We start from the raw sequence: 26,775 nt of genomic DNA on the forward strand, positions 1-26,775 counted from the left end.
GCGTTTCGCGCGGTTATCAGTGGCTGTCGATACCCCCTGGTGGGAGGGTGTGCGCAGGTCACGGCGGGAAGGGACTGCTGGATGGCCTGGCCTTGCAGGCGGGAGCAAATTGGGTCCAGCTTGGCGAAGTGGTCACCGTGCCCGAAGTGCTCACCGACACTGCGCGGAGTCGAGGGCCATGACCTGCGGCGATACCAGAAGAGCGGTTCGGCGTGACCTCCCGTCAGCGGCCTGGACTACCTCAGGCCCTACTGCTAGTGATAGAGCAGTGACGATTGGCTGCCTACTGGGGAGGAACCGCATGCCACAGATCGACACACATGATACCGCTAAGCGGGACCCGGTCCCCGCATTCCTGGTCCTGTTCGGCTGGCACCTGATGGTCATCACCGCCTACATCGTCGTCCTGAACCAGCAGTCTCACGAACGGGTTCGCTATGACGACTCACCGTGGGACAAGATGATGATTTTCGGGGTCACGGTCGGCGCGCCCTTACTACTCGTCACCCTGATCACGGGTCTGATCCTGCTCTGGCTCTTTCCAATCTTTCCGCGCAAATGGGGCAAAATCGGCTGGCCTGTCATCCGCGGAACCCTCGCCGCCACACCGCTGCTCCTGTTGGTGGTGGCGATCATCCGCGATGTACCGCGCTGAGTGCACGTCGCGGTCGCTCCAAGGCGTGCCCGGACAGATACCGCATCACCGGCCGGGGCCGCGAGTTGTACCGCAACCAGCACACAGTCCATCGCGCGGCGTACCCCACCGTCACCGTCCCACCTCGATGGCACCGACGCTGAGCGCTGGCCAGCAAGCGCTGACGAGCTAGCCGATATCCCAGGACGCGAGGTGAGTGCCGCAGTGCAGGCATTGGAACAGGTAAGCGGTGGGGTCGGCGTTGCGGTCGAGCCGGTGCAGGAACTGTTCGGTTTCCTCGGGTGACCAGCCGTACTGCCGGTGGCTCACGCGAAGCATATTGAGGGCGTCCGGGTGAGGTTGCACGTCGTGGTAGCCGGCCGGGCCGAGAAAGGCGCAGCCGTCGCCGCAGTGGTACAGCCATGACTGTTGCTGCCAACCGGTGAAGCCCGGAGTTCGGCGGGTGATCTCCTCGACGACGTGGTGCGGCACTTCGTCAGGCACGTCGAGGGCGTCGCTGAACTGGGCGGGCATGTCCAGGGTGTGGCTGCCATCCGTGGCGCAGGCGACGACGCCGAGTGCCGGGGAAGCCTCCCCGGAATGGATGCAGTGCAGGCAGAGACTGTCGGGTTGTCTGCCGTAGATCGGTCCCTGGTGCCGAACTTGCCGCAGTTGACCGCAGACGCTGCATGTGTGCTGAACCCCCATCGCCGATCCCGTGGCCAAGGGATCAGGGTGGTATCGAAACACTGGCTCGGTCACGAGCCCATCATGCCGACTGTTGGTCACCCCCAGCAGCCCGTGTTCGCCGGCCCACCGCCGGCGGTGTCGTGCCGAGATTGGGGGAGCAGGAGGGGAGCGGACGGGTGCATCGAACGGCGTTGAACAGCGTCCAACGGCTCTGAACAGCATCCAACTGCACCCACCCCGACCTGCACGTTCTCGTTTCCGCAGGTCAGGGTCGGTGCAGCGTCCTGGTTCACCGCGGAGTGCTCCGCGTTTTGTGCGGTAGTCAGTGGTTGTCGATATTCCCTGGCGGGGGAGTGTGCGCAGGTCGCGGCGGTAAGGAGCTGCTGGATGGCCTGGCCTTGCAGGTGGGAGCAGATCGGGTGCAGCATGGCGAAGCGGTCACCGCGCCCGAAGTGCTCACCGACGCTGCGCAGAGTCGAGGGCCATGACCTGCGGCGATACAGAAGAGCGGTTCGGCGTGACCTCCCAGAGAAGACCGAAGTGGTCAGGTTCGCTGCTCCCCGACCTCGACGGTGCTGTCGCCCCCTGGACTGGCGATGCTAGTCACGGAATCAGGCAGCACCTATGACGACTGTTGGGTGGGGTCGTGGTGGGGTCGGCCTACATCTAGGCCGAAGCGTCCGGCGGTGGCGGGAGCGTCTGCAGGCTTTGGCGGAAGACTGGTTCCGGCGATGTGGCCTGGTTCAACAGGAGAACGAAGTCCGGCAACGCGTGCGGTGAGGGAGTTCCAGCCGGCGTCCGTGAGTCCTGCTCGCTCTCCCAATCGATGAGGTTGATAGTCACCGTGTAGCGGCCGGCGGGTGCCGTCACGTGGAGGGCTTTTTCGTCTGGGTCTGCCGAGACGTGTTCCAACCCGGTCAGGTAGAGCGCTCCGGGTGAGGTGATGAGGTAGGGGTCCGAGGTGACGACTCGCCGCACTCGTTCACGCCCGGTCAGGTCCGCGATCTGCGCGGAATCGCCGACGCGGACCACGAACTGGAAGGCGCCATCTCCCAGGTTGATGGGCACGAGCATGCCAGCCGAGACGTGCTGCAGGAGGTCCTCGTCTTCGAGCAGCGAGTCTTCCCACGAGTCGTAGTCGACGATCGAGGTGAAGCGCTCGGGGTTCCAGAGCACCTGCATGCCGGCATCAGTGGCTACCAGTCCCGCTACCTCGAACATTCGGTCTCCTCGCATGTGCCCGGACGGCTGGAGGGTAGCCGATAGCGGCCGGCGACGGATCCAACCGGCTCACGCAGTCACCGTGCCGGCTCACCCACCGACACCAGGGCTCCCGCATCGCGCCTCTACCGCCAGGGACGGCTGGCGGCCATGAATGGTGTGCTTGGCTTCTGCGCGCTCGCTCGGTGTCGGCGAACCATCGAGCAGCGCGCCCGACTGGGCGCCGGATTCCTCGGTCAGGCGATAGACGTCCTGCAGGCTGACGGCGCGTTCAGTACCGCCATTGACCACGGACTCCAGAGTGCGTGGGTGACGAGCGCAGCGTCCCGATCCGCTGCTGATCACGCGCCGGTCAGAGTCGGCTCGTGTCGATGGCCGCCAGGGGCTTCAGCCGGACGGCGGATCGACGGGAGGTCGTCTCGGTCTAGGCTCGCCCGGTGAACGTGGATGAGTTCTGGGCGCTGGTCGAGGCGTCTGCCTGCCCGGGAGCGACGCGCCGCGATCGCGAGAGGTTCCTGGGGGACCGGCTGCGGCAGGCCGACCGGTCGGACCTGTTGGACTTCGTGCAGCACCTGTCCGCGACGCGGGAGCCGGCCAACACCTTCCGGCTGTGGCACGCCGCGGACATTCTCATGGGCGGGGAGTGCAGCACCGACTCCTTTCACTACTTCCAGATGTGGCTCGTCGGGCTCGGCCGGGACGCCTACTCAGCTGCGATCGCTGACCCTGACAGCCTCGCCACGGTGCCGCGGGTGCGGCGGCTGGCCTCGTTGCCGACGCCGTGGTGCGACGACGACTACCCGGACTGGGAGTCTCTGGAGTACGTGGCCTGCACGGTCGGCGACGACCGCGGCGACATTGCCGGAGATGTCCGGGATGTGGTCAGTGAGGAGCGCGGAGTCCGCCTGCGGTTCGACCCGGACCCGGAGGATGTCGAATGGCGCCGCTTGAGTTCCGTCGAGGTAGCCCGTCGATTCCCCCGCCTATGGGCACTGTTCAGCCATGGCTGGACAGGTGAGCCTGAGGGGCGTATCCCTGAGCACCTGATGCCATAGCTGCTCGATAAGGCGGTCAACAGCAATGGACACCGGGCTTCTCCCCAGGGCACAGCGACAGGAGATCTCCTCGGCAAAGTATCCGGCCGATAGGGGTCACTCCAGAGATCCTCGTTGTCTCAAGCACTACATCGTCTGCGGCGTCTACATGGTGATGGTGACGAGGGCAGCCCTGTCATGCACCATGATTCGATGTCTGATCGGTCCGCGCATGTTGCCCTGCTCGAGCACCTTCGGAGCGTCTTTCCCGGCCAGGTGATCGACGAGCTGGCAGGCGTGGAAGGGCCGATCGAGAGTCGAGTTCCCGGGTTCCGGGTCTACCGGATCCACCCCCGCGTCGCCGGCGGCTGGTGGCTGTACGTGAGCTCCGGTTGCTGGGCTGCGACCCAGGAACACGGCCATGGGCTGGAGTTCTTTCTGGCGGCGCCGCGTGATGACTGGCAGAACTTGGAAAGCATCACCATGAACGCCTACTACCACTGCGGTCCGCCTCGGCAGCGGCTCGACGTCGGTCACACCGTGCCGATCGGTCGTCCGTGGCTGGACGACTCGAGCTGTGATCACTACCTGGTGAGTCCGCCGTACCCCTTCGGGCCGGACTTCGAGCTATGCGAATGGGGGACCGGTGCTCATGCCCGGATCCTGTGGCTGCTGCCGATCACCAAGGCCGAGAAGGACTTCCGGCGCACCCATGGCCTGGAGGCCTTGGAGAGCCTGCTCGAGGAACACATGATCGACCCGGTAGACCCCGGACGAGCCTCGGTGGTCTGACCGAGGCCGACGCGGCCTCATGCACGCGCTCACCGGTGCTTGGAGGAACTGGTCGGTGTCGTGTGATCAGACGGCAGGTCGTCGGGTACAGGCAGGTCAAGCGCTGCGAGGAACCGTGCTGTCTTGATCTCCACGAAGATCTCCGCATCGTCCTTCCCCGTCGGCGGTGAACGAGATGGTGCCAGCTGGGGCTGAGACGGTCAGTTCAGCCTTCAGAGGATCAGGGTCGCGAGGAGAAGGCCGCCCAGGGCAACCACGGTGGCGACCAATGCTTTGCCGAGCAGGTCGTTGGCCCGGTCGACCCGGTCGGGTAGCCGGGCCTTCACACGGTCCAGGATGTGATGTGTCACGTTCATGAGCAGGAAGAGCGCGAGGACAGCTGTCCAGCCGTTGCCGGTTGAGCTGTAGCCGGTGAGGAGAATACGAGTGAGATCAGCACGAGGAGATTTGCGATCACGCTCGCCAGGACGGCACGGGGGATCGAGGCGGAGGAGTGGGGCCGGGCTTCGGTCACTGATGGCCGATGGGCACCAGCACGTCGATGCCGACGAGCGTTTGTGGCAGATCGGGAGACTATCGGTCCCAGCGATCGGCGTAGGGTAGCGCGAGCAGCCGTACATAGTGGTGCAGCTCAGCCGATGTGTCGTGCTCCCGCAGTGCGGCCGGCGTGTGCCGTAGCACCCATAGTGACAGCGTGGGGCACCACGTGTCCTCGTCGTGGCAGCTCGCCCAGGGGAGCCTGTCACCCAGTAGGTCGTCCATCCACGCGTCCGCAGCCGTGACCAGTCGGAGTCGCGCCGTCGTGTTTGCCAGCAGCTGTGCCCAGGTGGTCATCCACGGGGTGAGCTTCGCGGTGACCTCAGCGAGGAGCGTGATGGCCTCGTGGGCGGGCACCTTGGCATCTGGCTCGACCAGGACATGCAGCCACCAGGCGTCCAGGAACTCCCGTAGGGCGTCCTGTTGTCCGGCGGGCCATTCCTGCCATCGCCCGACCGTGAACAGATGTCCCAGGCTCGCCATCCCGGCCATCGGCTCTACGTGGCCCGCTACGAGGGCCTGGGTCAGTTGGGGCAGTATCCGACGCAGCAGCGGCCCAGGGTAGCGCCAATCTGTGGTCCAGTACGCGCGGCGGAGCAGGTCGTCGTCAAGCGGCGCGTCCGGCGCCTTGAGTAGCTCCAGCTCCTCCGCGCTGCCCCAGTGGCACGCGCAGTTGGACTCCTGCCGATGGGCGGTCATGCCTCTGAATGCCCCGGCCACACCCGACAGCGCCGCCTCGAGGCGGCGGCCCACGACAGTCGGATCAGGGGTCATCGTGGTCCCTCTCGAGCACGCCGGAGGCCTATGCCTGGCCGAAGGAAGGGATCTTGCCACACGAACCCCCGCGCGCACGTCACGGCTACGTTAGGGCCCATGACGACGACCTTGGGCCGGTTTGCCGGCGTCACGATAGATTGTCAAGACCCACAGGCGTTGGCTGACTTCTGGTCCGCAGTGCTCGGCGGCCGGGTGGTGGAGTCCCTACCCGGCTGGCGGCGAGTCATCCTCACCGACGGCGGGCCGGTGTTGACGTTCCAACCGGTACCGGAGCCCAAGGTCGGCAAGGCGCGTCTGCACTTGGACATCGCTGTCGCCGATGCCGGTGAAGCGGTGGACCGGATCGGGACGCTGGGCGGCCGGTGGACCGGTGAACGGCACGACTACCCGGAAGGCGCGGTTTTGGTAATGGCCGACCCGGAGAGCAATGAGTTCTGCGTCGTGCAGTATTACCAAAAATGACGTTCCGGCGGCACGACCGGCGAGAGAGTCGCGTTCGCTGATCATGTCGTAGGCATGACGCATCCTTCTAGCCGCGATCCGGGCGGCCGCCAGGCCCATAGATTACTCATCAGGACGGCTCGGGTGAGCGGCCACCGGTTTCCGACGATCGACCTGCAGCACGGTCCGGCGCAGCCCTCGTGCAGCAGCCCGGTCGCGAGCCCCTGAACGGGGAGCAGGTTGGAAGTAAGGTTTCGCAGGTCAGAGTCGCGGTGCGGCGTCCCGCTTCACACCGAAGAGGTCACTGCTTCGATTCCTGTACCGCCGCTCCAGGTCACTAGGCCACGACCCGGGCTTCGGGGGGCGTTCCCGCTGTCGTACAGCAGCTTTGGGCAGGAAGCAAGGGGGCCGCCCTTCCCTGCTGCCCGGCCCCGGGCGGAGAATGATTCACGGGCGGCGCGGACGAACGTCGGCGCACGGTCGCGGGGAGCACGGTGGACGGTCGGACGCTGGTGGGCATGGTCGGGCGGGTGGTGCACGCGCTGCGTGGCGGTGACCGTCCGGGAGAGGTCCGCGTCGTCGTGGACGGCATCGCGCACTATTACCTCGCGTACGCGTCGACGCCGGTTCCGGCCGGCACCGAGGTACTGATCATCAACAACCGTGGCGCGCGCCAGGTCGACGTCGAGCCATGGCCCATCGTGACCGGGGGCGAGGGCACCCGGTAGGACAGAAGGGTCGTCCAGTGTTCGGATATCGCGTGCCGGCACCCAACGAGGCTCTGCTCATCAGCGGACGCAAGCAGCGGGGAGCGGAGGCGCTGCCATTCAAGATCGTCACGGGTCACGGCGTCTTCGTGGTGCCGGTCTTCTCCAGGGCCACCCGGCTCACGCTGGCCATGCAGGAGGCCGAGGTGGTCGAGGACTGCTACACGAAGCAGGGCATCACCTTGACGGTGCAGGCCGTCATCGCGTTCAAGGTCGGCGACGACCACGAGTCCATCGCCGCCGCCGCCCGGCGTTTCCAGGGCGACCAGAGCCAGATGCCGACTCTCGTCGGGCGGATCTTCAGTGGCCACCTGCGCAGCATCATCGGCAGCATGACCGTCGAGTCGATCATTCGCGAGCAGCAGACCCTCGCGGACGCCATCGTGGATGCCAGCAAGACCGAGATGGCCCGGATCGGCCTGGCCGTCGACTCGCTCCAGATCAGCAGTATCGACGACAAGGGCGTCGGCTACATCCGCGCGCTCGCCGCGCCGCACCAGGCCAAGGTCGACCAGGACGCCAAGGTGGCGCAGGCCGCCGCGGACCAGGCCAGCGCCATGGCGCAGCAGGAGAGCGTGCGGCACCAGGCCGAGTATGCCCGGCAGACCGCGATCGCCCGGGCCCAGTACCAGGCCGAGATCGACCAGGCGCAGCAGACGGCGGCTCAGGCCGGCCCGCTGGCGGCGGCCCGCGCCCAGCAGGAGGTGCTCGTCGAGCGGGCCCGGGTCGCCGAGCGCAACGCCGAGCTGCGGCAGGCCGAGCTGATCGCCGAGGTGATCCGCCCCGCCCAGGCCGAGGCCGAGCGGATCCGCACCCTGGCCCAGGCGCACGCCGACGCCACCAAGCTCTCCGCCGAGGCGGCCGCCGCGCAGGACCGGATCGCCCTCGACCAGCGGGTCATCGAGCAGCTGCCCGACCTGCTGCGCGCGGCTGCCGGCGGGCTCCAGGGCGCCAACGTCACCGTGCTCAACGGCGCCGAGGGGCTCAGCAGCGTGGTCGCGTCGCTGGCCGGCCAGGGCATGGCGCTGCTGGACGCGGTCCGCACCGGGGTGGCGCCGGCCACCGGCCCGACCGCGCAGCGGCCCGAGGTGAACGGCACGCCGGTCGGGGCCAACTGATCATCCGTACGCGGGCCCGGCCGACCTCGCATCTGCCGGGCCCGCGCGGGCAGGCGCCCGAAGCCGCCGATGCGCACGCACCTCGCCGAGCAAGGCGCCCAGACCAAGACCCCCGCAGACACGGACACTGGTCGACAACAGCCGACACGCTGACCGGTGCTGCAAGAACCGCACCAGCCATCGCGATCGTATTCTGACCTCGCAGCTCCCGACCGGGTTGCACCACCCCGAGACGGCGGTGTCACCCGGCCAGGTCGTCCGAGCCGATGCCCCACCCCGTCGCCGGCGGCCGCAGCGTGTCGACAGGTGCGGATGGGGTAGCAGGGTCAGCGCCCGCCGTGCCGCGCCCTGCCGCCGGTTCAGCCCGACCTGCTCCGCCTACGCGGTGGAGTCCGTGCAGCGGCACGGCGTGCTGATGGGTCTGCGGCTCGCCGCCGGGCGACTGCTGCGCTGCCGGCCGTTCGGTGCACGAGGCGCCGACCCGGTGTCGGGGCGAGCCGGACCAGCCCCGATGAGGCTGCATTTCCCGCTGCGACCGCTGGGGTGGCTGACGCGGCCAGGCCACCGTCCACCGCGATCTGCGCCCGGTGGACGCGGAAGACCGCGCTGCCGGACCGGCAGACGCTGCTCGGACCGGTGTCGGCCGGAGGCGGAGCGTGGACGCCACCCCGAGAGCGGCGCGATGGTCAGTCGGTCGGTGTGATCTGCAGGACGGTGTTGCCGCCGAACTCGGCGACCCACAGTTGGCCGTCCACCACGGCAATCTGCCGCGGCCCCTTGATGTCGGGCACCCGTCCGGTCACCTCGTCGCGCCGCGGGTCGATCCGGACGAGTTGATTGTCGCCGATGCTGCCGACCCAGACCGAATCGGTGGTCACCGCGACGCCGTCGAGCTGATGGCCCGCGTTGGTGAACCGCTTCTGCACCGACCCGGTGAAAGGGTCGAACCGGGTCAGCCCGTCGCGGTCGGTGACCCAGCCGGAACCGAATCCGAAGGCGACCTCGGACGGGTGAGGACCCACCGGAACCTTCGCGGTGACCCGACCGCTCGCGGGATCGATCCGCCACAACTGGTTACTGGACCCGTCAAGATCGGCAACCCAGACGGCCCCGTCGAAGGCGACCGGGAACCCGCCCTTGAGGCCGTCCACGGCGATTGTCCGGACGACTTTCCCGACCGAAGGGTTGATCACGCTGATTGTCGAGTCACCTTGGTTCACCACCCACACCTGACCGGCAACCTCGGCGAAGCCCACCGGGCTGGAGCCGACCGGGATGGCTGTGCCGGGCCGACCGGTGGCGGGGTCGATCCGCACGACGGTCGAGGTCCCGTAGTCGGCGGCCCAGACAGCGGTGGCGTCGGCGCGTACGGACAGCGGGATCTGTAGTCCGGACAGTTGCACTGTCCGGGCCGGGGTGCCGGTTCGGGTGTCGATTTGAGTGACCGCGGGGCTGCCGTAGCTGCCGACCCAGAGACCGGTCGGCCCGGCGGACAGTCCGTCCGGTTTGGGCGGCACCGGTACACGCCGGACCACGCTACCGGCCGCGGGCAGCTCGGCATCGCCGGTGGCGGGGCGGGCCGGCCCGCTCGCCGGTGTCGACGTCGACGCGCAACCGGTCACCGCGAGCAGGACCGACAGACCCGCCACCATGGCACGACGCATGTATCCCTGCCTACGGCATGCAGCCGACTTCGTACACCGAATAACCGGAGCGATGTTCAACTGAAATCTCCGAATCGGTACGACCGCACTGAGCCGATGTGGCGACGCGTTGTTCCGGCCGGCCCCCGTGTCCGCCTGCCTCACTCTGACCGCGCATCACTAGAAGTACGTCTCCTCGTCGGCCTTGCGGTAGTCGTGGATGTCATCGAGGCGGCCGGCTGCGGCAAGGGTCACCCACGCCGGGTTGCCGAGCAGGATGCGGCCGAGCGCGACGAGATCGAATTCGCCGGCGTCGAGCCGCCGGAGCAGATCGTCCAGTGCGGGGGAGCGCAGGAAGTCGCGGGTCAGACCGACCGAGCCGACCGTGATGGACGGCAGGCCGGTGAGGTGCGTGGCCCAGCCGGCCAGATTGCGCGGCGACCCGGGAAAGGCCGGGGTGGAGAAGGTGCGTTGGGAGGCGTGCAACACGTCGGCGCCGGCGGTGGCGAAGGCGTCGAGGATCGTCGCCAGTTCGGCCGGCGACTCGGCGATCCGGGCGGCGTAGTCGCGCTCCTTGAACTGGGAAAACCGTACGATGACCGGCATCGTGGCGGGGACCGCCGTGCGGACCGCCCGGATCACCCCCGCCGGGAACGCCGCGCGCGCGGCGGGCGAGCCCCCGAAGCGGTCGGAGCGGCGATTGGTGTACGGCCAGAGGAACTCGTCGAGCAGATAGCCGTGGGCGGCGTGGATCTCCACGGCGTCGAACCCGGCCCGTACTGCCACGCCGGCGGCGTCGCGGTACGCGGCGAGGATGGCGTCGATGTCGGTGAGGGTCATCGGGTGGCTGTTTCCGGGCACGCCCGACGGGGTCCACGCCGCGATCCCGTCCACCGGTTGGCGCGCGCCGCCGAGGTGCCAGAGCTGCGCGGCGATGCGACCCCCGACGGCGTGCACCTCGTCGGTGACCCGCCGCCAGCCGTCTTCCGCCGGCCCGGCGGTCATCCGCGGCACGGTCGTCTCGTGACCCGCGCTGGGATGACCGACGAGCACCCCCTCGGTGATGACCAGACCGATGCCGTTCTCCGCCCGGCGCCGGTAGTAGGCGGCGACCTCGGGCGTCGGCACCCCACCGGGGGACCGGAGCCGGGTCATCGGCGCCATCACGAAGCGGCTCTTCAGTGGCAGGCCCGCCAGGGTCGTCGGGTCGAGCAGGGCACCGAGGGGACTCGTCGTCGCGGTCATGCCGTTACGCTAAAACCTGACATTGACGTCAAGGGCAAGTGCTGTGACGAGGGAGACACGCATGCGCATCGGCGACCTGGCCACCGCAACCGGCGCGAGCGCCCGCTCGCTGCGCTACTACGAGGAGCAGGGACTCCTGGCGAGTGAGCGAACCTCCGGCGGGCAACGGCACTATCCCGACTCGGCCATCGAACGCGTCTCGCTCATCCAGTCACTGCTCGCCGCCGGCCTGTCCAGCAGCACCATCCGCGACGTGTTGCCGTGCATCACCGAGGAGGCGATCCGTACGCCCTGGCTCGCCGAACGGCTGCGCGCGGAGCTCGGCCGCGTCGAGGAGCAGATCACCGTCCTGCACCGTACCCGCACCATCCTGGCCGACCTGGTCGAGCACTACGCCGTCTGACGGGCGGCACCCGGTGCGGACCGCTCCTGAGAGCGGACCCATTTGGGTGGCCTACCGGCCGGTGACGCTGGTGGGCGTGGCGAGGACGGCGAGGAAGGCGTCCACCAGGATCTGCCTGCTGGGCTCGTCGAGTTCCTCCTGGTCCGGGTTGGCGCGCGCCCACGCGTCGATGCCGGCAGGGATGCAGCCGACGGCGCAGGCGGCGCGCAGCCGGGCCGACGCGCGATCGGCGTCGTCGACGTGCCGGGTGAGGGCGTCGATGATGCGGTCCGGCATCCGGCTGGCATCGAGCCTGGTGGTGAGATGGCCGACGATGATCGGGTCGGCGAGGGTGGCGACGAAGCGGGGTCCGATCTGCGCAAGCGCGTCCACCACCGCGGAGGCGAAGCGGCGCCGGTTCGCCGGATCGGCCAGGTCGCCGGTATCGGCCAGCAGGGTGCTGATCCGCTCCAGATACGGCGCGAGCAGTTGGTCGAGGATGTCCTCTTTCGAACTGAAATGGTAGTAGAGCGAGGCGCTGGTCATGTTGAGGCGTTTGGCCAGGTCGCGGATCGACGCGCCGGCGTAGCCGCGCTCGGCGAACAGGCGCAGCGCCTCGTCGAGGATCCGTTCCCGCGTGTCCGGGGCCGCGCCCGAACGTGATCTGGCCATCACCGCACCCCCGTACCTAACGATCGATCGGCAGATAGCGTACCGTAGGCCGCCCACCTATCGATCGTTCGGTAAGGAGATCCGTCATGCGCAGGTTGGCGCGCTGGAGCATCGGTCACCCCGTTCTCGTGCTGGTGTTGTGGGTCGTGGCGATCGCCGGCGCCCAGCTGGCCTCGGCCGGCGTCGGCACCGACTACCGCAACTCGTTCAGCCTTCCCGGCACCGACAGCCAGCGAACCCTGGACCTGCTGCAGCAGGACTTCCCACAGGCCGCCGGGGACTTCGACTCCATCGTCTTCAGGGCCGACCAGGGCTCGGTGAGCGATCCGCAAGTACGCCGGCGCATCGAGCCGATGCTCGCCGAGGTCGCGAAGGTCCCCTCGGTGACCGGTGTGATCAGCCCGTACACCCCGGCGGGCACCGCCCAACTGAGCCCCGACGGGCAGATCGGGTACGCGCAGGTGCGCTACGCCGGCAGTGCGGTCGACCTGCCCCGAGCGGACATCGAACGCATAGTCGACCTGGCCGAGGCGGCCGGTGGGGACGGGCTGACGGTCGCCGTGGGTGGCCAGGGCGTGCTGACGCTCTCCGCGCCGACCATCGGCCCGGCTGAGCTCATCGGGGTCGCGGTCGCCGCGCTGATCCTCTTGCTCGCCTTCGGCTCGCTGGTGGCCATGACGCTGCCCATCATCTCCGCGATCGCCGCTCTCGGCGTCGGCACGGCGATCGTCGGTCTCCTCACCCACACCATGACGATCGCCGACGTCGCGCCCACCCTGGGCGTCCTGCTCGGCTTGGGCGTCGGCATCGACTACGCCCTGTTCATCGTCAACCGGCACCGCACCGGCCTGCGGGCCGGAATGAGCATCGCCGACTCCGTCGCCACCGCGTTGAGCACCTCGGGGCGGGCGGTGGTCTTCGCCGGCATCACCGTCTGCATCGCCCTGCTCGGCCTCTTCGCCACCCGGGTCGAGTTCCTCTACGGGCTGGCGATCGGCGCATCCATCGCGGTGGCCTGCACCGTGCTCGCCTCGATCACCCTCCTGCCCGCACTGCTCACCCTGCTCGGCACCCGCATCCTCAGCCGCCGGCACCGGGCCGCGCTCGCCCGTGGCGAGACCACCGAGGAACACGCCGGCCGGTTCTTCCACAGGTGGGCGACGGCCGTACAGCGGCACCCCGTCGTGCTCGCCGGGGTCGGCCTCGTCGCGCTGCTCATCATCGCCGTGCCGACCCTCGACCTGCGGCTCGGCGTCGCCGACCAGGGCAACGACCCCACCGGCACCACCAGCCGCACCGCCTACGACCTGATCACCGAAGGCTTCGGACCCGGTGCCAACGGCCCCCTCGTCGTCGCGGTCGACCTGTCCGCCGCGCCCCTTCCCCCGACCGGCGGCACGAGCCCCGCCGGCCCACCCCCGACTGCCGGCACCCTGCCCCCGCCACTGCGCGACCTGGTCGCCGAGCTCACGTCCGACCCGAACGTAGCCAGCGTGCTCGGACCCATCCCCAGCCCGAACGGCACCACTGCCGTGTTGCAGATCATCCCCCGCACCAGCCCGCAGACCGAGGCCACCAGCCAGCTCATCGAACGAATCCGCACCGACATGGCCGCGCAGGCGGCATCGGCCGGCGCTGTCGTCCATGTCGGGGGCGCCACCGCGACCTTTGACGACTTCGCCGACAAGATCACCCAGGCGCTTCCGCTGTTCTTCACGGTCGTCATCGGCCTGTCGTTCCTGCTGCTCATGCTCGCCTTCCGCAGCCTGCTCGTCCCCGCCGTCGGCGCCGTGCTCAACCTGGTCTCCGCAGCCGCCGCGTTCGGCGTGGTCACCGCGGTCTTCCAGTGGGGCTGGGGCAGTGGACTCATCGGCCTCGGCAAGGCCGGCCCGATCGAACCGTTCATCCCGGTCATCCTCTTCGCCCTGCTCTTCGGGCTCTCCATGGACTACCAGGTGTTCCTGGTCAGCCGGATGCACGAAGTGTGGCTGCGCACCCGAGACAACGCGACCGCCGTCCGCGCCGGCCATGCCGACACCGGGAGAGTCATCGTCGCGGCGGCCTCCATCATGGTCTTCGTCTTCGGCGCCTTCGTCTTCGGCGACTCCCGCATCATCAAGCTGATGGGCCTCGGCATGGCCGCCGCCGTCCTCCTCGACGCGTTCGTCATCCGCATGATCGTCGTACCCGCCCTCATGCACCTGACCGGAAGGGTCACCTGGTGGCTTCCCCGCTGGCTCGACCGCATCCTGCCGCGCATGACGGTCGAAGCCGGCCACCAGACCGAGCACAATCCATCGACACGTGAAGCCACTGTCGCCGCAGACATCGACGTCCACCGCCGCGACGACGCCGCCCCCGGCGCACCACGGGAGTCGTACTGACGACGAGCGGTCGTCCAGCCGGGCCGGGCGGGGGTGGAACCCCGCCCGGCCCGCCCGTGCGTCATCTCGGCCGGAACCTGCGTGACGCCCCCGGCGGGGACGCCCACTGGTCCGGGCCCGACGCCACCGCCCGGGATGCCGCGAGCCGCCGACATCCGCCCCCGCGACGTGGTGCGGATCCGGTAGAACGTCGTCATGAACGACGACGTGGCCCAGGTCCTCGAACTCGAGCGAGCCCGCCTTCGATCTCTCGTCGAGTGGGACATGTCCGTGGCCGAACGAATCCACGCCGATGACTACGAGCTGATCACGCCGGCCGGTCAGACGCACACGAAGGCGACGTACCTCGGCGACGTGGCGTCCAAGCGCCTCGAGTACCTTCATTTCGCACCCGACACGTCAATCGCGGTACGCGCGTCGCCGGACCTCATCGTCCTCCGCTACCTCGCGCGCATCCGGTTGAGCGTCGGAGTTGCCGACGAGGTCGAACTACTGGCGTGGCACACCGACCACTATGAGAAGCGTGACGGCACTTGGACAGCGGTGTGGTCGCAGGCAACCGAGATCCAGGTCTGACTCGACCCTGTGTGCGACTCCTCCCGTGAGCGCAGAAGGGAGCCGATGCCAGCGGGCTACAGGTTGTTGATCCGGGCCAGCAGTTCCGCCTCGGTCAGGTTCTCCAGGGCCGCGTCCTGCTTGCGCCCCAGGGCCGCCAGCAGCTTCTCCTTCTCCAGCTTCTTGACCGCCGCCGCCTTCGCCGCCTGGTCCTCCGCGAGACGGACGGCGATGACGTGCTTGACGACCTCCAGCTTGGTCTCCAGGGTCTCCTTGGCCGGATTGGCCTCGGTGGCCACGAACGATTCGGTGTCGACAGCCTTGAGCTCGGCGTTGACCGCCTTGGCCACATCATCGAGGCTGAAGCCCGACTTGGCGGTCAACGGAAGCTCCCACAGCTGTTCGGTGGTCAGCAGCCCCTTGGCCGACGGATAGCGGAACTTCTGCCGGGTCGCCTTCTCGAAGATGGTCACAGTGGCCTCTCTGCGCTGTCGGGTACGGAATCAGAACTGGATGCTGATGAGGCGTCGCCGGCCGCCGGTCGTGGTCACCTTGGCGACCACGGAGTTTCGGATGGTGGAGCTGAAACCGAGGCCGGACAGCTGATCCGGAGACGGCTCGCACTTGGTGCGGTCGCCGAGCACCTCGAACACCTTGCGGTGCGGTTGCAGGTCGCTGCGGAGGAACTCGTTGTAGATCCCCCGCGTCGGCTGGTCGTTCACGCACCCCTTGAGGATGAAGAAGTAGTGCCGGTTGCCGACCTCGTTGTCGTCGAAGTAGTTCGGCGAGTACATGATGGTGGACACCGGCACGAACTGTTCGGTGGTGATGCCCCACAACTCCCTGGCCACACTGCCCCGCTGCACGTCCCTACCCGGCCGGAAAGCGGTGATCACCCCACCGGCGACCGTCATCCGGCCCACCTCGACGGTCTCCTTGTGGCCGACCGCGCGCTCGTGGCGGTAGTGCTCGGTCTTCCCGTTACTCTCGGTCTCGATCACGAAGCCGCCCTGGGTGCTGTCCCGCTTGCGGTACTGGTTCACCTCGATCCGGTACTCACCGTCGGGGACACGGTCGGTCCAGGTGACGTTCTCCACCGGTTCGCGGGAGAGCGTGCCGCCGGCGTTCATGTCGACGTCCAGCTTGTTGCGCTTCTCCTGATACCAGATGTGGTCGCCGTTGGGTTCGTACACGTGCAGGTCCAGGTCGTCGTGGTTGAACCAGGACAGGCTCACCCGCAGCTTGCCGGTGACGTTGCCGCCGGCCCGCTTGACCTTCTCCCTGATCGAGTCGGTGACGTTGCCCCCGTACGACCAGCCGAAATCGTTGTCCCACCTGAACAACCGCGGGGCGGCCGGATGCCGGCCGGTGGTGAGGCTGACGAGGTGCGGCTCGTAGGAGTTGGCGACCCACAGGTCGATGCTGGCGGCACCGGGCAGGACGTCCTTCATGAAGGACACCACGGGAATCTCCTCCGGCTTCGCGTCGCGAAGGAGCGCACCTGACGACCGGCTGGTGGCCGCCTGCATGAGCAGCCCTTCGATGCCGTCCTTCATCCGTGCCTGGGTGTCGTTGTCGACCCACAGCACGTTGGTGACCGACACGTCGGACAGCCGGGCGAACCGTCGCTGCAACGACTCCTCGATGCCCAGCTCGGCGATGGTCTTCATGGCGGCCTTCACCATGCCCGGGGTGATCAACGCCGTGGGGCGCTGGTAGTTCTGCGGCGCCACCTTCGCCTCGAACGACCGGACCGCCTGCTCCAGGTCGACGCCCGCGCCGAGGTCCTGGACGAGGGTGCCGATCACGGTGTTGCGGAGCCGGGCCGCCGGGTTCATGGCGTTGGCGAAGACGAAGGCACGTCGGTCGGTCGCCTGGGTCCACCGGTTCTGCAGCGAGCGGAACTCGGTCACCGCCTGACGATGCTCCGCGCCGCGGTAGAGGGCGTTGCCGTCGATGAGGTCGACGACGGTGTCCAGCGCGTGGTGGGTCAACTCGGCCAGGCCACGCTGGAAAACCTGCACCGCGGCGTCGAAGGTGCCCTGTGCCGCGCCGACGTCCTCGACGCGATGCCGATTCGCCACCCGGCCGTGCAGGTGATGCCACACCTCGACCTGACCGTCGCGCAGCGTTCGGGTGGTCTTCGTCCCGTACTGTGCCTGACCGGACCGGAAGACCGTGGACAACGGCAGCGAGAGAACGAACTCGTCCAGAGCGGCGGCGACGACGGAGAATACCGGGTCGGACGCCGACACCCCGGACCAGACGGTACGGACCCGCCCGTCGTGGATCTCGACGACATTGCCGAAGTGCTTGATGAAGGCGCGGCACGTCGAGCAGTCGTACTCGGACCGCTCACGGAAGCGCAGATTGGTGCCGGCGGGAAAGGAATCGAGGAAGGTGAGCCAGAGGGAGTCCCGGTCGAGACCGTCGCCGACGACGTACAACTCGTTCTTGGACATCGTGGACAGACGCGACGTCACATCCGCCACGAACTGCTGAAAATCGCCCACCGTCTCATCCCCCTTGGTCGCCGGAGATCCTACGGAGCGAACGGTCAATCGGAGAACCACGTTTCCGGCCGTCCACGTGGTCGCAGGCGGGCATCGATGGCCGGCGGTCGGTCGACCGGAGCACGTACGGCGGCGGGTGACGGGTCCGGCGGTCAGCAGTTCCGCCAGTCGACCGGTACCGCCGATGAGCCGACCCAGCCCACGCCGGGGTTGCCTCCGGCGAGCCAGGACGCGTCATGCGAAGGCCCGCCTCGCGGGTCGGCACCATCCGCTCATGCCGAACCGAGTCCATCGGTCCGTGCGCGAGTCACTACCGTCGCGGCGCCTGCACTGCTGTACTGACCACATGGATAGCAACCCGAGGTGGACCGAGTGGCGGCGCGCCAAGCGGCTCCTGCTCGTGGAAGACATCCAGGGCAACGACCGCTGCAACTGGCTTGTGCTGCGGGAACCTGTGTTCATCCGAGCCGGCGAACGCTACCGCACCGAACCAGATGGGCTCACCATCGAACATGGCGACGGCAGCCGCACGACCTGTCCGGGAGGGTGGGAAACCCGGCTGTACTCCTGGACGTTGAACGGTGACCAGGACGTCGGACAGTAGTCAGCCATCATCCGAAACGTTCGCGAGGTGCAGACGTCCACTCCTACTGCGCACGCCGGCATCCGCTCGTGCCGCTGGACGTGCGCGGTACCCGTCGGCGCCATCACCCCAGGTGGGTGAGCCCGGGCGGCACCTCAGTCCGGATCCTCGCATCGGACACCGACGCTTCCTATCTCCCCGCTGCGAACGAGTTCTCGGATCGCTGTGGTCATGGCCGACACGCCCGGCTCTGGCACGATCAGCTGGTCAACTGCCCAGAAGTAGCTGCCGTTCGCGGCTTCTCCGCTCTTCTTCCATCTCGCAAGCAGGCGGCGGACCTCGTCGACTGTGAAGATAGTGAGCGCCCACCTGGAGCCGTCGGGAAGATCGACGAAGGCATCCACGTTAGCGACTGAGTCCTGGGTGTCCGTGTCGGGATTGAGAAGGAACCGAGCCACGAATGTTGGCTCCGTGACAGTCACGTACGGATCGGAGTGCCCCACGAACGCTCATCATGCCGCACGTGCACCAGCAGCTCAGGACTTGGCGGCATCCTCTCCTGCCGCGGTCCGTGCGACGTGGGTTGTGTGGACGTTGAAGACCGCCGACGGCGGTGGCGATTCGGGCGGCGCGCAATGGGGACAGATCAACGCGTCGACGCGAGGCCCAGCGCACCTGGCGCCGCGGCCGGTCCACGTCGACGATCTTGACGGCGGCCATTTCTCCCATCGCGGCTTCCAGGTCAGAACTGACTCGTGGAGCAGTCCCGCGATGCCCGGCGCGACGTGGACGAAGACACCGAACGGCACCACCTTGATGACCGGCCCGGACAACACCTCACCGTTGGGGCCGGGCCATATTGATGTACGGCTCTGGATGCCATCCTGGTGGCGTCGGTGTGGATCCACTCAACGTGCACGGCGTCGACCCCGAACATCTCCAGGCTGCGGTGATCGCCGCCAAGGAGTCGTGCCACGCGAACAGCTGCCCCGCCGAACCCTCGTGAGCGCCGTGACCGGCAGCTCGGCGTACGTCACCCGTGCGATGGCCCGCCCCTGCCGCTGAGCGTGCGGAGGTTGCTGGTGAACGGTCAGGCATGGCTGGCGCTTACGGCGACTCCTGCAGCGGCCAGACCTCGACCACGCCGTGCGCGACGGCGCACGGTGTACGTGACGCGATGTCGATGGCCTCGGCCAGCGTGGCTGCTTCGATGACGGCGAAGCCGGCGACCGGGAGCGCGGAGGCCATGAAGGGGCCGTCCTGCGTGGTCACCTGGGCCGCGTCGTGGTTCCGTACCTGCACGGGCTGGCCGGCGAGGCCCATGTCGACCCCGGCCTGGCGCAAGCGGTCGTCGTGCGCATGGGCGGCGTCGCGTACGGCCGTGTCGGTCTGGTCGTAGCCGGCCTGGTCGCCGTACCCGATGGTCACGAACTTCGCCACAGCAACTCCTCTCGTACAGGGTTGTCGACCGATAGGGGGTATCCCCCTGAATCATCCCCGCCTGGAACGAGGCCCGCACGCTCCGGTGCAGGCCGGGCGCCGCGGGTGCGGCGACGACGGCACAACGGGCGCTCCCGGTGACCGGGTTGATCCGGTCATACGCCGGTCCGCCGTGGTGCGGGAGGCCGACCGGCGAACGCCCGCAGCAGGGTCGCGACGGCGACGGCGAGGTCGGCGCGGTTCTGGGCTGTGCCGGGCGGTGGTGCGGTGCGGGCGCCCGCACCGGCCAACCGGTCGAACAGCAGGCCGTCGATGCAGGCGACGAGGTGGTCACCGGCCTGCTCCGGGTCGGATGCGCCGAGTGCCGCCAGCATCGCCCTCGATTGGGCGCGGGACGATTCGCCGTGCGCGAGGATCGTCCGCAGCTCCGGGTGGTGGGTGGCCTCCAGCAGGCACGCGTAGCGGGCGAGCGTGCGGTTGCGGGCCGTACTCATCCAGTGGTCCAGCACGGCGGCGATACTCCCGGCCAGCGCGTCGAGGTCGTCCACGGTGCCGGTCGGGGTGTCGGCTCCGGCCGGCAGTCGGCCCGCCACCAGGTCGGCCCGGTCCAGGTCCGCGAGGCGGCGCACGACCGCCTCGATGAGCGCCTTACGGGTACGGAAGTACGCGGACGTGGTGCCTTCGGGCAGCCCGGCCCGCGCGTCGACGGCGCGGTGCGTCAGCCCTCGCATGCCGAGGTCGGCGAGCACGTTGATCGCGGCGTCGGTGAGGACCGCGAATCGGTCGGTCGGCACTGTGTCGCCACCTCCTTCTACGGCTGTAGTATGACTTTCTACGTTTGTAGAAGGAGGAGCGATGGCGCGGACGGCAATAGTCATCGGGGCCGGCATCGGCGGGCTGAGCGCGGCCATCGGGCTGCGTCGCACGGGCTGGCAGGTAACGGTGCTCGAGCGGGTCGCGGCCCTCCGCCCGGTCGGCGCCGGCCTGGTGCTGCAGGCCAACGGGCTGCGCTGCCTCGACGCGCTGGGCGTCAGCGCGTCGGTGCGCGAGCGCGGGCGTCCGGACGCGTCCGGCGGCACCCGCAGGTCCGACGGCCGCTGGCTGGCCCGGGTCGAGGCATCGGAGATGGAACGCCGACTCGGCACCACGGCTGTCGGCATCCACCGCGCCGCCCTGCACGAGGTCCTCCTCGGCGCCCTGCCCGCCGCAACGGTGCTCACCGGGGCGCACGTCACGGCCGTCACCCCGGACGGCGACGTCGCCTACGAACACGCGGGCAGCCCGGTCCGGACGACCGCTGACCTTGTCGTCGGTGCCGACGGGATCCACAGCACAGTGCGCCGACTGCTCTGGCCGGAGGCAGCGGCCCCGGTCCACGTCGGCGTGACGGCCTGGCGCGGCGTGACGACCGTCTGGCCCGGTGAACTGGTCGTTGCGATCAGCTGGGACCGCGGAGCCGAGTTCGGCATGGTGCCGCTCGTCGACGGCCGGGTCTACTGGTTCGCGGCCGTGAACGCCCGACCCGGCGAGCCGGTCGGCGACGAGCCGGCCCGGGTCCGGGCCCGCTTCGGCGACTGGCACGACCCGATCCCGCAGCTCATCGCCGCGACCGGCACTGTCCTGCGCGACGACCTCGCCTGCCTCGACGAGCCGCTCGCCACCTACGTCAAGGGCCGGGTCGTCCTTCTCGGCGACGCCGCGCACGCGATGACCCCGAACCTCGGCCAGGGTGCCAACCAGGCGCTGGAGGACGCCGTCGTCCTCGCCGCTTCCGCCGGCCGGCCGGACGGCCTGGTCGCCTACGACCGGCAGCGCCGCCCGCGCAGCCAGCAGGTCGCAAAGGCATCACGCGCGGTCGGTCGCTTCGGCCAGCAACTGGACAACCGGCTCGCCGTGGCCGCGCGCAACGCCGTCATGCGGCTGACCCCGCCCGCGCTCGCGCTGCGGTCGATGGCTCGTTACGCTGACTGGCGCCCGCCGACGCTCACGGCGCACTGATCGCGGCATCCGTCCCGGCGGCTCGGCCCGGGGGCCCCGAACGGGAGCCGGGACCTTCCTGAACCACGTGACTCAACCGGCGACGAGACCGTTCTCGTAAGCCCAGATGGCGATTCCGACCCGGTTCTGAGTGCCCAGCTTGCGCTGGATCGCGGCGGTGTGATTCTTCACCGTGCCCGGCGAGAGGAACAGCACCTCGGCGATCTGCGCATTGGTCTGCCCCTGACCGATCAGCTGGGCGATCTGCGACTCCCGCTCGGTCAGCCGCTGCGCCGGCGCCGTGGCGCGGGAATCCGGCAGCCGGAGACTGCCCAGCAGCCGCATCGTCACCTGCGGGCTGATCAGGGCATCACCGGCATGGGCTGCCCGTACACCCTCGGCCAGCAGGGTCGGGCTCGACCGCTTGAGCAGGAAGCCGCTGGCACCGTTGCGCAGCGCGGTGTGCACGTACTCGTCGAGGTCGAACGTCGTGACGATGACGACGCGCATCGGATCGGGCACCTGCGGGCCGGCCAGCGCGCGGGTGACCTCCAGCCCGTCGGCGCCCGGCATGCGGATGTCGGCCAGCACCACGTCCGGGCGCAGGTGGCGCGCCTGCTCGATCGCGGTGAGTCCATTGGCGGCGTCTCCGACCACCGTCATGTCGGGCTGCGCGTCGAGGATGATGCGGAAGGCGCCTCGGATGCTCGCCTGGTCATCACAGATCAAGACCCGGATCGACATGTCTGCATTCTCCCATCAACCCTGGCTGTCGCCGGCCCGGCGGTCACTCGGCCGAGCCGGACTGATCGTTGGCGCGACGCCAACGCCGGGGTGCACAACGGCACGCACGATGCCGGGTGTGGTCCTCGAATCCTGCCGATCGGCACATGTTCGGTAGGCCGCGCCATTGGCACCGTGAGGACAGGGAGCGGCCCGCCCGGCGACGGTGGGGCAGGCCACGACGGGGAGGCGTCATGACATTGCGACATTCGGATCGGTCGGCCGCACCTGCCGGTGCGGTCGGCACTGCTCATCCAGGCGTCAGCGGGCGGTGGCGGTCGCGTTGGCCGTGGTTCGCGGGCTACTTCGCTGCCGCCTGGTCCGTCTGCTACGGGGCGCTGGGCGTGTTCTGGGCGTTCGGCGGCGCCGGGTTTCCTTTCGGTGCCGGTGACCCTGAGTCCAACGAGGTGTTGATCCTCGACGGTGCGCGCTCTGCCGTGGCGGGTCCGATCATCGCGGGTCTGGGTGCCGTCGGCCTCGTGGTCGGCGTGCTGATGGCCCGAGGCCTCGGCCGGGGCCCGCTGCGGTGGGCGTTGCTCACGTTCGGTTGGGTGGTCGCGGCATGCCTGTGCCTGGTCGTCCCGGACTACCGGTTGCTGATGCTGCTGACCCGGGTGCCGTTCATCATCGTGTCACCGATCTTCGGCATGCCGGGCGGCCGGAGCGTCAGCGCGTTCATCCCCTGGCCACGGCTCAATCTGCTGGTCGTCGTCGTGGGTGGGCTGCTCTGGGGCATGGCGGCGTTGGCGTACCAGCGGCGCACCTCCGACGTCTGCGACGTGTGCGGTCGGGCGGAATCGACGGCCCCACACTGGACCTCGCCGGCGCAGGCGCTGCGGTGGGGGCGCTGGGCCGTGTGGGTCGCGTGCACCGTGCCGAGCATCTACGCCGCCACCCGCATCGCCTGGGCCGCCGGCTGGCCGTTGGGCATCCCCCGGGACTTCTACGAGGAGAACAAGCACACCGGCATGTTCCTCGGCGGACTGCTCATCGCGCTGATGGCCCTCGGCGGAGTCGCGCTGACCCTGGGACTGGTCCAGCGGTGGGGCGAGGTGTACCCGCGATGGATCTGGTTCAAGGCCGGCCGTCGCGTCCCGCCGTTACTGGCCGTCATTCCGGCCACGATCGTGTCGGTGTTCATCATTCCCGCCGGAATCATGGAGATCCGCCTGGACGCGATCCGCGGACCCGAGCCCGAGGCCTGGGCGATGACCTGGCCGGCGTGGCTCTGGCCGCTCTGGGGGGTAGCGCTCGGTGCCGCGACGTACGCCTACCACCTGCGGCGACGGGCCGCCCTCTGCGGCGTCTGCGGACGGGGGGATCGGCAGCCGGGTGAGCGGGCACAGCACCTGTCCGGCACGGTCCGGGCGGTCGAGGCGGATCGGGCGTGACCGCGCCCGCTCGTCGCACCCGTGGACGATTGCCGGACCGAGCGACACGACCGGCAGCGGTGCCCTGCCGTACGATTGCCGCATGAGAGCCGCCAGCGGCGGGTCCTCGTACCGGTGGGTTCGATAGCGGTGGCTGCGGCGGCGGTGACGGCCCTCGGCGTCCTGATGGTGTTACCGATGGCCGTCACCGTGACGGCACTGAGCATCCTGCTCGTCACGCGGTCGCGTCCGGCGTCGAGGAATCCGCTGTTCACCGCAGGCGCGGGCAGCACCTCCGTGGCGGTCACGGTCTGCGTCGTCCTGCTGCAGCGTCCGGCTCGCGCCAACCCCTTGACCGTCGGGTTCGCCCTGTTGGAGGTCGGCGCGCTGGCGGGTCTGGTGGTTCTCGCCGTCCGTGACGCTCCGGCTCGGCTGGTGTTCCCCACGGTGGTCCCGGCCGGTGTCGGCATGGCGACCTGGATCCTGCGCTTCGGCGCACCCCGCCTGACCGCCGAGACGCTGGCCGGCTGCATGAGCTGGGGACTCGGTGCCGCCATCGCCGTCGGCGTCGGGCTGTACCTGCGGGCGCTGGAGAACAAGCGAACCAGCAGCGTGCGCGACGCGCGCCGCGCGCAGCGGCTGCGCCTGGCGCGTGACCTGCACGATTTCGTCGCGCACGACATCAGCGCCATGCTCGCTCAGGCGCAGGCCGGCCAGATCGTGGCCGAACGCGACCCGGTCGAGGCGGTCGCCATGTTCCGGCAGATCGAGCAGGCCGGACTGGAAGCCCTCACCTCCCTGGACCGCACGGTCCACATGCTCGGCAACGACGGGCCGGCGGCTCTCGTCTCGCAGCAGGGCCTGCGGGACCTGCCGGCGCTGGTGGCCCGCTTCGTCGCGTCGAGCACCGCCCTCGTCACGGCACACATCGACGTGGAGCTCGATGTGGTGACGCCCCGCGAGGTCGGTGCCACCATCTACCGGATCGTGGTCGAGGCGCTCACCAACGTCCGCCGCCACGCGCCGCGAGCGCAGCGAGTGCGCATCATCGTGCGCCGCGACGGGGACCTGCTGGAGGCCAGCGTGGTCAATGACGCCTGCACCGGGGATGCGGCCGGCGACGGGCGTTGGCACGGCGGCTCCGGCCTGGGCGCGCTCGCCGCAGCCGTCGAGGTGCTCGGCGGCACCCTCGTCGCAGGCGCGGCGCGCGGCGGCGGTTGGCAGCTCACCGCGGCGTTCCCGCTGCAGTCCTGCGGACGCCCTCACCGAGATGGAGCATCAGTGCGGTAGGGGCGTGGGCGCAGACATGGCCCGCGCAGCGGGCCGATGCGTCGTCTCCATCGCCCTGCGCACCTCGTCCGCGATCGCTCGCCCCGCCGCCTTCTCCCGCGCCGCGACGCGAGCCCGATGCTCACCACTCGCCGGAGCGAAGGCCGACCTCTGCGGCGGCGCTGCTCGCTGGTCCCTGCCCGGCCAGGAACACGGGTGCGGTCATCGGCGGCCTGCTCCGGCGAGCAGGTCGGCGAGCGCGGACCCCAACTCCGGATGGGTGAACTCGAAGCCTGCATCGCACAGCCGCTGGGGGACGCACCGACGGCCGGTCAGGACCAGGAGCGGGTCGGCGCGCATGAACACCGATCCGACCCGGATCAGAGGCGCAGGGGTGGGAACACCGGCGGCGCGACCCATCGTCCGGCGGAGCGCGGCCATGAGGTCCCTGTTGCGTACGGGGTTGGGGGAGGTGGCATGCACAATGCCGGACAGCGAGGAGTCGTCCAGGCAGCGGCGCACGATCGCGCACAGGTCGTCGATGTGCAGCCAACTGATCCACTGCCGGCCGCTGCCCATCCGGCCACCGAGTCCCCACCGCACGAATCCGGTCAGTCGATCGAGGGCCGGGGTGCCGTTGTCGAAGACGATGCCGGTACGCAACGTGATCGTGCGCGCCGCGGTGATCTGCGCAGCGGCGGCTTCCCACGCCCGCGCGACATCGGCCATCTGCGGGGGACCGTCGGCGGGCGGGGCCGTTTCGTCGAGCACCGCCTCGCCGGCGTCGCCGTAGATCGCCAGCGTGCTCATCTGCAGGAGCACCGGCAACGGCCGGTCCAGATCGGAGCAGGCGCGGGCGAGCGCCAGGGTGGGTTCCGTCCGGGAACGTGTCAGCAGCGCGACGTTGGCCGGCGTGGGCCGCCGGAGCACCAGTTCACCGCAGAGGTTCACCAATGCGGCGTCGCGCAGTTCGGCTGCCCAGGGGCCGACGGTCCGACCGTCCCAGAGCACCGGCCGGCCCCACCGGAGCCGCCTGGTCGAACGGCTCAGCACCACCACGTCGTGGCCCCGACCGGTCAGGTCACGGGCGATGCGTTGCCCGAGCGCGCCGGAACCGCCGGCGATGACGATCTTCATCGGCGGCTGCTGGTGGTCGGGTCACCGGCGGGCCGCACGGCCATCGACGGAAGCGACTTCCACGTGGCGGGCACATTGCGCATCAGTAGCCCGCAGTCGGGTATCGCGGATCCCGGGGGAAACCGGACCGGGTCGTCGAAGAACGTGGACTGGACCGATGCCAACTCCACCGGCGTGACCCGCCAGCCCTCGGTGAGCAGCTCGAGTCCGTCGAGGCGGCTCGGGTCGGGGGTGGTGGAGAATCCGCTGGCACCGCGCCGGAAGAACTCCGACGCCTGGTCGACGTCGGAGAAGAGGTGGCTGCCCGACAGGGCGGCCACCATCCGGACGTGGACGTCGACGCGGACCGCATCGGACGGATCGGCGAAGGCGATCCGCAGCTCGTTCGCGCTCTCTCTCGCGTCGAAGCGGCTGAGGTGGTGTCGCCCCGGGAAGAGCCTGCCGCCGACCCAGGAGTTGAGCCGGGAGCCGGTGTCACGGCGTGGAATGTAGACGCCGTGTGTGACACCGCCGGGTGAGTCCCACTCCACCGCGATCCGGTGCGCGGCGTTCTCGCTACCAACGCCGAACGGTGCGGGCACGGACGGTGGGCGGACGTCGCTCAACCGGATCAGGCAGATGCCCGACACGGCCCATCCGTTGACGACCTGCGGTCGCAGCGGGGCGGGTAGCAGCCGTGCGGTGGCCTCCGGATCCGTGCGGTAGTTCACGAGCAGACGGCGCTGCACGACGCTCACCAACCGGAGGGCTCTCATGTGGCCACCTTCCCTCTACCGGCGCGCGCCTGGCGTTGCCGGAGTGATGCCTGCGC

30 protein-coding genes are annotated in these 26,775 nt (G+C 69.3%); 14 read left to right on the top strand and 16 right to left on the bottom strand.

What is annotated here, in order from left to right; translation table 11 throughout:
• The first annotated feature begins 301 nt into the window (after positions 1–301).
• Positions 302–655, top strand: a complete 354-nt coding sequence (locus GA0070611_RS06815) for a hypothetical protein (RefSeq protein WP_091659310.1) — start codon at positions 302–304, stop codon at positions 653–655.
• Between the two features lie 168 nt (positions 656–823).
• Here GA0070611_RS06815 and GA0070611_RS06820 read toward each other — a convergent pair whose 3' ends face one another.
• The 3 genes from GA0070611_RS06820 to GA0070611_RS31005 all read right to left on the bottom strand — a co-directional run bounded on the left by GA0070611_RS06820 (position 824) and on the right by GA0070611_RS31005 (position 2,836).
• Positions 824–1,396, bottom strand: coding sequence for a CbrC family protein (locus tag GA0070611_RS06820; protein ID WP_197675865.1), 573 nt, complete (start codon positions 1,394–1,396; stop codon positions 824–826).
• Between the two features lie 594 nt (positions 1,397–1,990).
• Positions 1,991–2,545 (bottom strand): hypothetical protein, encoded by a 555-nt coding sequence (locus GA0070611_RS06825; protein WP_091659319.1) that lies wholly within the window; start codon positions 2,543–2,545, stop codon positions 1,991–1,993.
• A 90-nt stretch (positions 2,546–2,635) separates the two neighbouring features.
• Positions 2,636–2,836 (bottom strand): hypothetical protein, encoded by a 201-nt coding sequence (locus tag GA0070611_RS31005; protein ID WP_157740240.1) that lies wholly within the window; start codon positions 2,834–2,836, stop codon positions 2,636–2,638.
• A 146-nt stretch (positions 2,837–2,982) separates the two neighbouring features.
• On the opposite strand from GA0070611_RS31005, the gene GA0070611_RS06830 reads away from it, so the two are divergent.
• Positions 2,983–3,600, top strand: coding sequence for a DUF4240 domain-containing protein (locus GA0070611_RS06830; RefSeq protein ID WP_091659321.1), 618 nt, complete (start codon positions 2,983–2,985; stop codon positions 3,598–3,600).
• Between the two features lie 192 nt (positions 3,601–3,792).
• Positions 3,793–4,371: a suppressor of fused domain protein gene (locus GA0070611_RS06835; protein WP_157740242.1), complete on the top strand. Its 579-nt coding sequence runs from the start codon at positions 3,793–3,795 to the stop codon at positions 4,369–4,371.
• A 573-nt stretch (positions 4,372–4,944) separates the two neighbouring features.
• On the opposite strand, the gene GA0070611_RS06840 is transcribed toward GA0070611_RS06835, so the two are convergent.
• Complete coding sequence (locus GA0070611_RS06840; protein WP_091659327.1) at positions 4,945–5,682, bottom strand: hypothetical protein; 738 nt, start codon at positions 5,680–5,682, stop codon at positions 4,945–4,947.
• A 99-nt stretch (positions 5,683–5,781) separates the two neighbouring features.
• Here GA0070611_RS06840 and GA0070611_RS06845 point away from each other — a divergent pair, with 99 nt between their 5' ends.
• The 4 genes from GA0070611_RS06845 (at position 5,782) to yidD (ending at position 8,714) form a co-directional block, all read left to right on the top strand.
• Entirely contained in the window at positions 5,782–6,147 is a 366-nt protein-coding gene (locus tag GA0070611_RS06845; protein WP_091659331.1) for a VOC family protein, read from the top strand.
• Between the two features lie 473 nt (positions 6,148–6,620).
• On the top strand, positions 6,621–6,854 hold the full coding sequence (locus GA0070611_RS06850; protein ID WP_091659334.1) for a hypothetical protein: 234 nt from the start codon (positions 6,621–6,623) through the stop codon (positions 6,852–6,854).
• A 32-nt stretch (positions 6,855–6,886) separates the two neighbouring features.
• On the top strand, positions 6,887–8,011 hold the full coding sequence (locus GA0070611_RS06855; RefSeq protein WP_231921351.1) for a flotillin family protein: 1,125 nt from the start codon (positions 6,887–6,889) through the stop codon (positions 8,009–8,011).
• 238 nt (positions 8,012–8,249) lie between these two features.
• Entirely contained in the window at positions 8,250–8,714 is a 465-nt protein-coding gene (gene yidD, locus GA0070611_RS32475; RefSeq protein WP_197675966.1) for a membrane protein insertion efficiency factor YidD, read from the top strand.
• On the opposite strand, the gene GA0070611_RS06865 is transcribed toward yidD, so the two are convergent.
• Positions 8,698–9,675, bottom strand: a complete 978-nt coding sequence (locus GA0070611_RS06865) for a Vgb family protein (RefSeq protein WP_157740244.1) — start codon at positions 9,673–9,675, stop codon at positions 8,698–8,700. The two genes, yidD and GA0070611_RS06865, sit on opposite strands and share 17 nt — an antisense overlap.
• Before the next feature lie 159 nt (positions 9,676–9,834).
• The gene (locus GA0070611_RS06870) at positions 9,835–10,899 is read right to left on the bottom strand and encodes an oxidoreductase (RefSeq protein WP_091659349.1); all 1,065 of its coding nucleotides are present in this window, start codon (positions 10,897–10,899) and stop codon (positions 9,835–9,837) included.
• Between the two features lie 61 nt (positions 10,900–10,960).
• On the opposite strand from GA0070611_RS06870, the gene GA0070611_RS06875 reads away from it, so the two are divergent.
• Positions 10,961–11,302: a MerR family transcriptional regulator gene (locus GA0070611_RS06875; RefSeq protein ID WP_091659354.1), complete on the top strand. Its 342-nt coding sequence runs from the start codon at positions 10,961–10,963 to the stop codon at positions 11,300–11,302.
• 51 nt (positions 11,303–11,353) lie between these two features.
• Here the strand turns inward: GA0070611_RS06875 and GA0070611_RS06880 are convergent, their stop codons facing one another.
• Positions 11,354–11,953 (bottom strand): TetR/AcrR family transcriptional regulator, encoded by a 600-nt coding sequence (locus tag GA0070611_RS06880; protein ID WP_091659357.1) that lies wholly within the window; start codon positions 11,951–11,953, stop codon positions 11,354–11,356.
• A gap of 86 nt (positions 11,954–12,039) precedes the next feature.
• On the opposite strand from GA0070611_RS06880, the gene GA0070611_RS06885 reads away from it, so the two are divergent.
• Together GA0070611_RS06885 and GA0070611_RS06890 are read left to right on the top strand one after the other, a co-directional pair.
• Positions 12,040–14,337 (top strand): MMPL family transporter, encoded by a 2,298-nt coding sequence (locus GA0070611_RS06885; protein WP_091659362.1) that lies wholly within the window; start codon positions 12,040–12,042, stop codon positions 14,335–14,337.
• Between the two features lie 195 nt (positions 14,338–14,532).
• Entirely contained in the window at positions 14,533–14,913 is a 381-nt protein-coding gene (locus GA0070611_RS06890; RefSeq protein WP_091659366.1) for a nuclear transport factor 2 family protein, read from the top strand.
• A gap of 56 nt (positions 14,914–14,969) precedes the next feature.
• Here GA0070611_RS06890 and GA0070611_RS06895 read toward each other — a convergent pair whose 3' ends face one another.
• A complete protein-coding gene (locus GA0070611_RS06895; protein ID WP_091659369.1) occupies positions 14,970–15,365 on the bottom strand; it encodes a hypothetical protein in 396 nt (131 codons plus the stop codon).
• A 30-nt stretch (positions 15,366–15,395) separates the two neighbouring features.
• On the bottom strand, positions 15,396–17,405 hold the full coding sequence (locus GA0070611_RS06900; RefSeq protein WP_091659372.1) for a hypothetical protein: 2,010 nt from the start codon (positions 17,403–17,405) through the stop codon (positions 15,396–15,398).
• A gap of 346 nt (positions 17,406–17,751) precedes the next feature.
• On the opposite strand from GA0070611_RS06900, the gene GA0070611_RS06905 reads away from it, so the two are divergent.
• Complete coding sequence (locus GA0070611_RS06905; RefSeq protein WP_091659375.1) at positions 17,752–18,009, top strand: hypothetical protein; 258 nt, start codon at positions 17,752–17,754, stop codon at positions 18,007–18,009.
• 134 nt (positions 18,010–18,143) lie between these two features.
• Here GA0070611_RS06905 and GA0070611_RS06910 read toward each other — a convergent pair whose 3' ends face one another.
• From GA0070611_RS06910 to GA0070611_RS06925, 4 genes are all read right to left on the bottom strand, one after another.
• Positions 18,144–18,470: a hypothetical protein gene (locus GA0070611_RS06910; protein WP_231921352.1), complete on the bottom strand. Its 327-nt coding sequence runs from the start codon at positions 18,468–18,470 to the stop codon at positions 18,144–18,146.
• A gap of 54 nt (positions 18,471–18,524) precedes the next feature.
• On the bottom strand, positions 18,525–18,896 hold the full coding sequence (locus GA0070611_RS32480) for a S1 RNA-binding domain-containing protein (RefSeq protein WP_091659383.1): 372 nt from the start codon (positions 18,894–18,896) through the stop codon (positions 18,525–18,527).
• A 199-nt stretch (positions 18,897–19,095) separates the two neighbouring features.
• The gene (locus GA0070611_RS06920) at positions 19,096–19,428 is read right to left on the bottom strand and encodes a YciI family protein (RefSeq protein WP_091659387.1); all 333 of its coding nucleotides are present in this window, start codon (positions 19,426–19,428) and stop codon (positions 19,096–19,098) included.
• A 155-nt stretch (positions 19,429–19,583) separates the two neighbouring features.
• A complete protein-coding gene (locus GA0070611_RS06925) occupies positions 19,584–20,222 on the bottom strand; it encodes a TetR/AcrR family transcriptional regulator (protein WP_091659391.1) in 639 nt (212 codons plus the stop codon).
• A gap of 61 nt (positions 20,223–20,283) precedes the next feature.
• Here GA0070611_RS06925 and GA0070611_RS06930 point away from each other — a divergent pair, with 61 nt between their 5' ends.
• The gene (locus tag GA0070611_RS06930; protein WP_091659395.1) at positions 20,284–21,426 is read left to right on the top strand and encodes an FAD-dependent monooxygenase; all 1,143 of its coding nucleotides are present in this window, start codon (positions 20,284–20,286) and stop codon (positions 21,424–21,426) included.
• A gap of 72 nt (positions 21,427–21,498) precedes the next feature.
• On the opposite strand, the gene GA0070611_RS06935 is transcribed toward GA0070611_RS06930, so the two are convergent.
• Entirely contained in the window at positions 21,499–22,149 is a 651-nt protein-coding gene (locus tag GA0070611_RS06935; protein WP_091659399.1) for a response regulator, read from the bottom strand.
• 476 nt (positions 22,150–22,625) lie between these two features.
• Between GA0070611_RS06935 and GA0070611_RS06940 the strand changes: the two genes are divergently transcribed.
• Both GA0070611_RS06940 and GA0070611_RS06945 read left to right on the top strand, forming a co-directional pair.
• Positions 22,626–23,579 (top strand): hypothetical protein, encoded by a 954-nt coding sequence (locus tag GA0070611_RS06940; protein ID WP_091659403.1) that lies wholly within the window; start codon positions 22,626–22,628, stop codon positions 23,577–23,579.
• Between the two features lie 177 nt (positions 23,580–23,756).
• Positions 23,757–24,848: a sensor histidine kinase gene (locus GA0070611_RS06945; RefSeq protein WP_167604409.1), complete on the top strand. Its 1,092-nt coding sequence runs from the start codon at positions 23,757–23,759 to the stop codon at positions 24,846–24,848.
• A 201-nt stretch (positions 24,849–25,049) separates the two neighbouring features.
• Here GA0070611_RS06945 and GA0070611_RS06950 read toward each other — a convergent pair whose 3' ends face one another.
• Both GA0070611_RS06950 and GA0070611_RS06955 read right to left on the bottom strand, forming a co-directional pair.
• Positions 25,050–25,964, bottom strand: a complete 915-nt coding sequence (locus GA0070611_RS06950) for a TIGR01777 family oxidoreductase (RefSeq protein ID WP_091659413.1) — start codon at positions 25,962–25,964, stop codon at positions 25,050–25,052.
• Complete coding sequence (locus GA0070611_RS06955) at positions 25,961–26,719, bottom strand: DUF2071 domain-containing protein (RefSeq protein ID WP_091659417.1); 759 nt, start codon at positions 26,717–26,719, stop codon at positions 25,961–25,963. Before GA0070611_RS06955 ends, GA0070611_RS06950 begins: the two co-directional genes overlap by 4 nt.
• Positions 26,720–26,775 lie beyond the last annotated feature (56 nt).

This window comes from Micromonospora auratinigra (genome assembly GCF_900089595.1).
In the GTDB taxonomy this organism is placed as follows: domain Bacteria; phylum Actinomycetota; class Actinomycetes; order Mycobacteriales; family Micromonosporaceae; genus Micromonospora; species Micromonospora auratinigra.

What these genes read in the sequence shown, in the direction of transcription:
- GA0070611_RS06815 (WP_091659310.1), top strand. Translation starts at nt 302, where the DNA reads ATGCCACAGATCGACACACATGATACCGCTAAGCGGGACCCGGTCCCC.
- GA0070611_RS06825 (WP_091659319.1), bottom strand. Translation starts at nt 2,545, where the DNA reads ATGTTCGAGGTAGCGGGACTGGTAGCCACTGATGCCGGCATGCAGGTG.
- GA0070611_RS06835 (WP_157740242.1), top strand. Translation starts at nt 3,793, where the DNA reads ATGTCTGATCGGTCCGCGCATGTTGCCCTGCTCGAGCACCTTCGGAGC.
- GA0070611_RS06840 (WP_091659327.1), bottom strand. Translation starts at nt 5,682, where the DNA reads ATGACCCCTGATCCGACTGTCGTGGGCCGCCGCCTCGAGGCGGCGCTG.
- GA0070611_RS06845 (WP_091659331.1), top strand. Translation starts at nt 5,782, where the DNA reads ATGACGACGACCTTGGGCCGGTTTGCCGGCGTCACGATAGATTGTCAA.
- GA0070611_RS06865 (WP_157740244.1), bottom strand. Translation starts at nt 9,675, where the DNA reads ATGCGTCGTGCCATGGTGGCGGGTCTGTCGGTCCTGCTCGCGGTGACC.
- GA0070611_RS06870 (WP_091659349.1), bottom strand. Translation starts at nt 10,899, where the DNA reads ATGACCGCGACGACGAGTCCCCTCGGTGCCCTGCTCGACCCGACGACC.
- GA0070611_RS06875 (WP_091659354.1), top strand. Translation starts at nt 10,961, where the DNA reads ATGCGCATCGGCGACCTGGCCACCGCAACCGGCGCGAGCGCCCGCTCG.
- GA0070611_RS06880 (WP_091659357.1), bottom strand. Translation starts at nt 11,953, where the DNA reads ATGGCCAGATCACGTTCGGGCGCGGCCCCGGACACGCGGGAACGGATC.
- GA0070611_RS06885 (WP_091659362.1), top strand. Translation starts at nt 12,040, where the DNA reads ATGCGCAGGTTGGCGCGCTGGAGCATCGGTCACCCCGTTCTCGTGCTG.
- GA0070611_RS06890 (WP_091659366.1), top strand. Translation starts at nt 14,533, where the DNA reads ATGAACGACGACGTGGCCCAGGTCCTCGAACTCGAGCGAGCCCGCCTT.
- GA0070611_RS06905 (WP_091659375.1), top strand. Translation starts at nt 17,752, where the DNA reads ATGGATAGCAACCCGAGGTGGACCGAGTGGCGGCGCGCCAAGCGGCTC.
- GA0070611_RS06930 (WP_091659395.1), top strand. Translation starts at nt 20,284, where the DNA reads ATGGCGCGGACGGCAATAGTCATCGGGGCCGGCATCGGCGGGCTGAGC.
- GA0070611_RS06935 (WP_091659399.1), bottom strand. Translation starts at nt 22,149, where the DNA reads ATGTCGATCCGGGTCTTGATCTGTGATGACCAGGCGAGCATCCGAGGC.
- GA0070611_RS06945 (WP_167604409.1), top strand. Translation starts at nt 23,757, where the DNA reads ATGGCCGTCACCGTGACGGCACTGAGCATCCTGCTCGTCACGCGGTCG.
- GA0070611_RS06950 (WP_091659413.1), bottom strand. Translation starts at nt 25,964, where the DNA reads ATGAAGATCGTCATCGCCGGCGGTTCCGGCGCGCTCGGGCAACGCATC.
- GA0070611_RS06955 (WP_091659417.1), bottom strand. Translation starts at nt 26,719, where the DNA reads ATGAGAGCCCTCCGGTTGGTGAGCGTCGTGCAGCGCCGTCTGCTCGTG.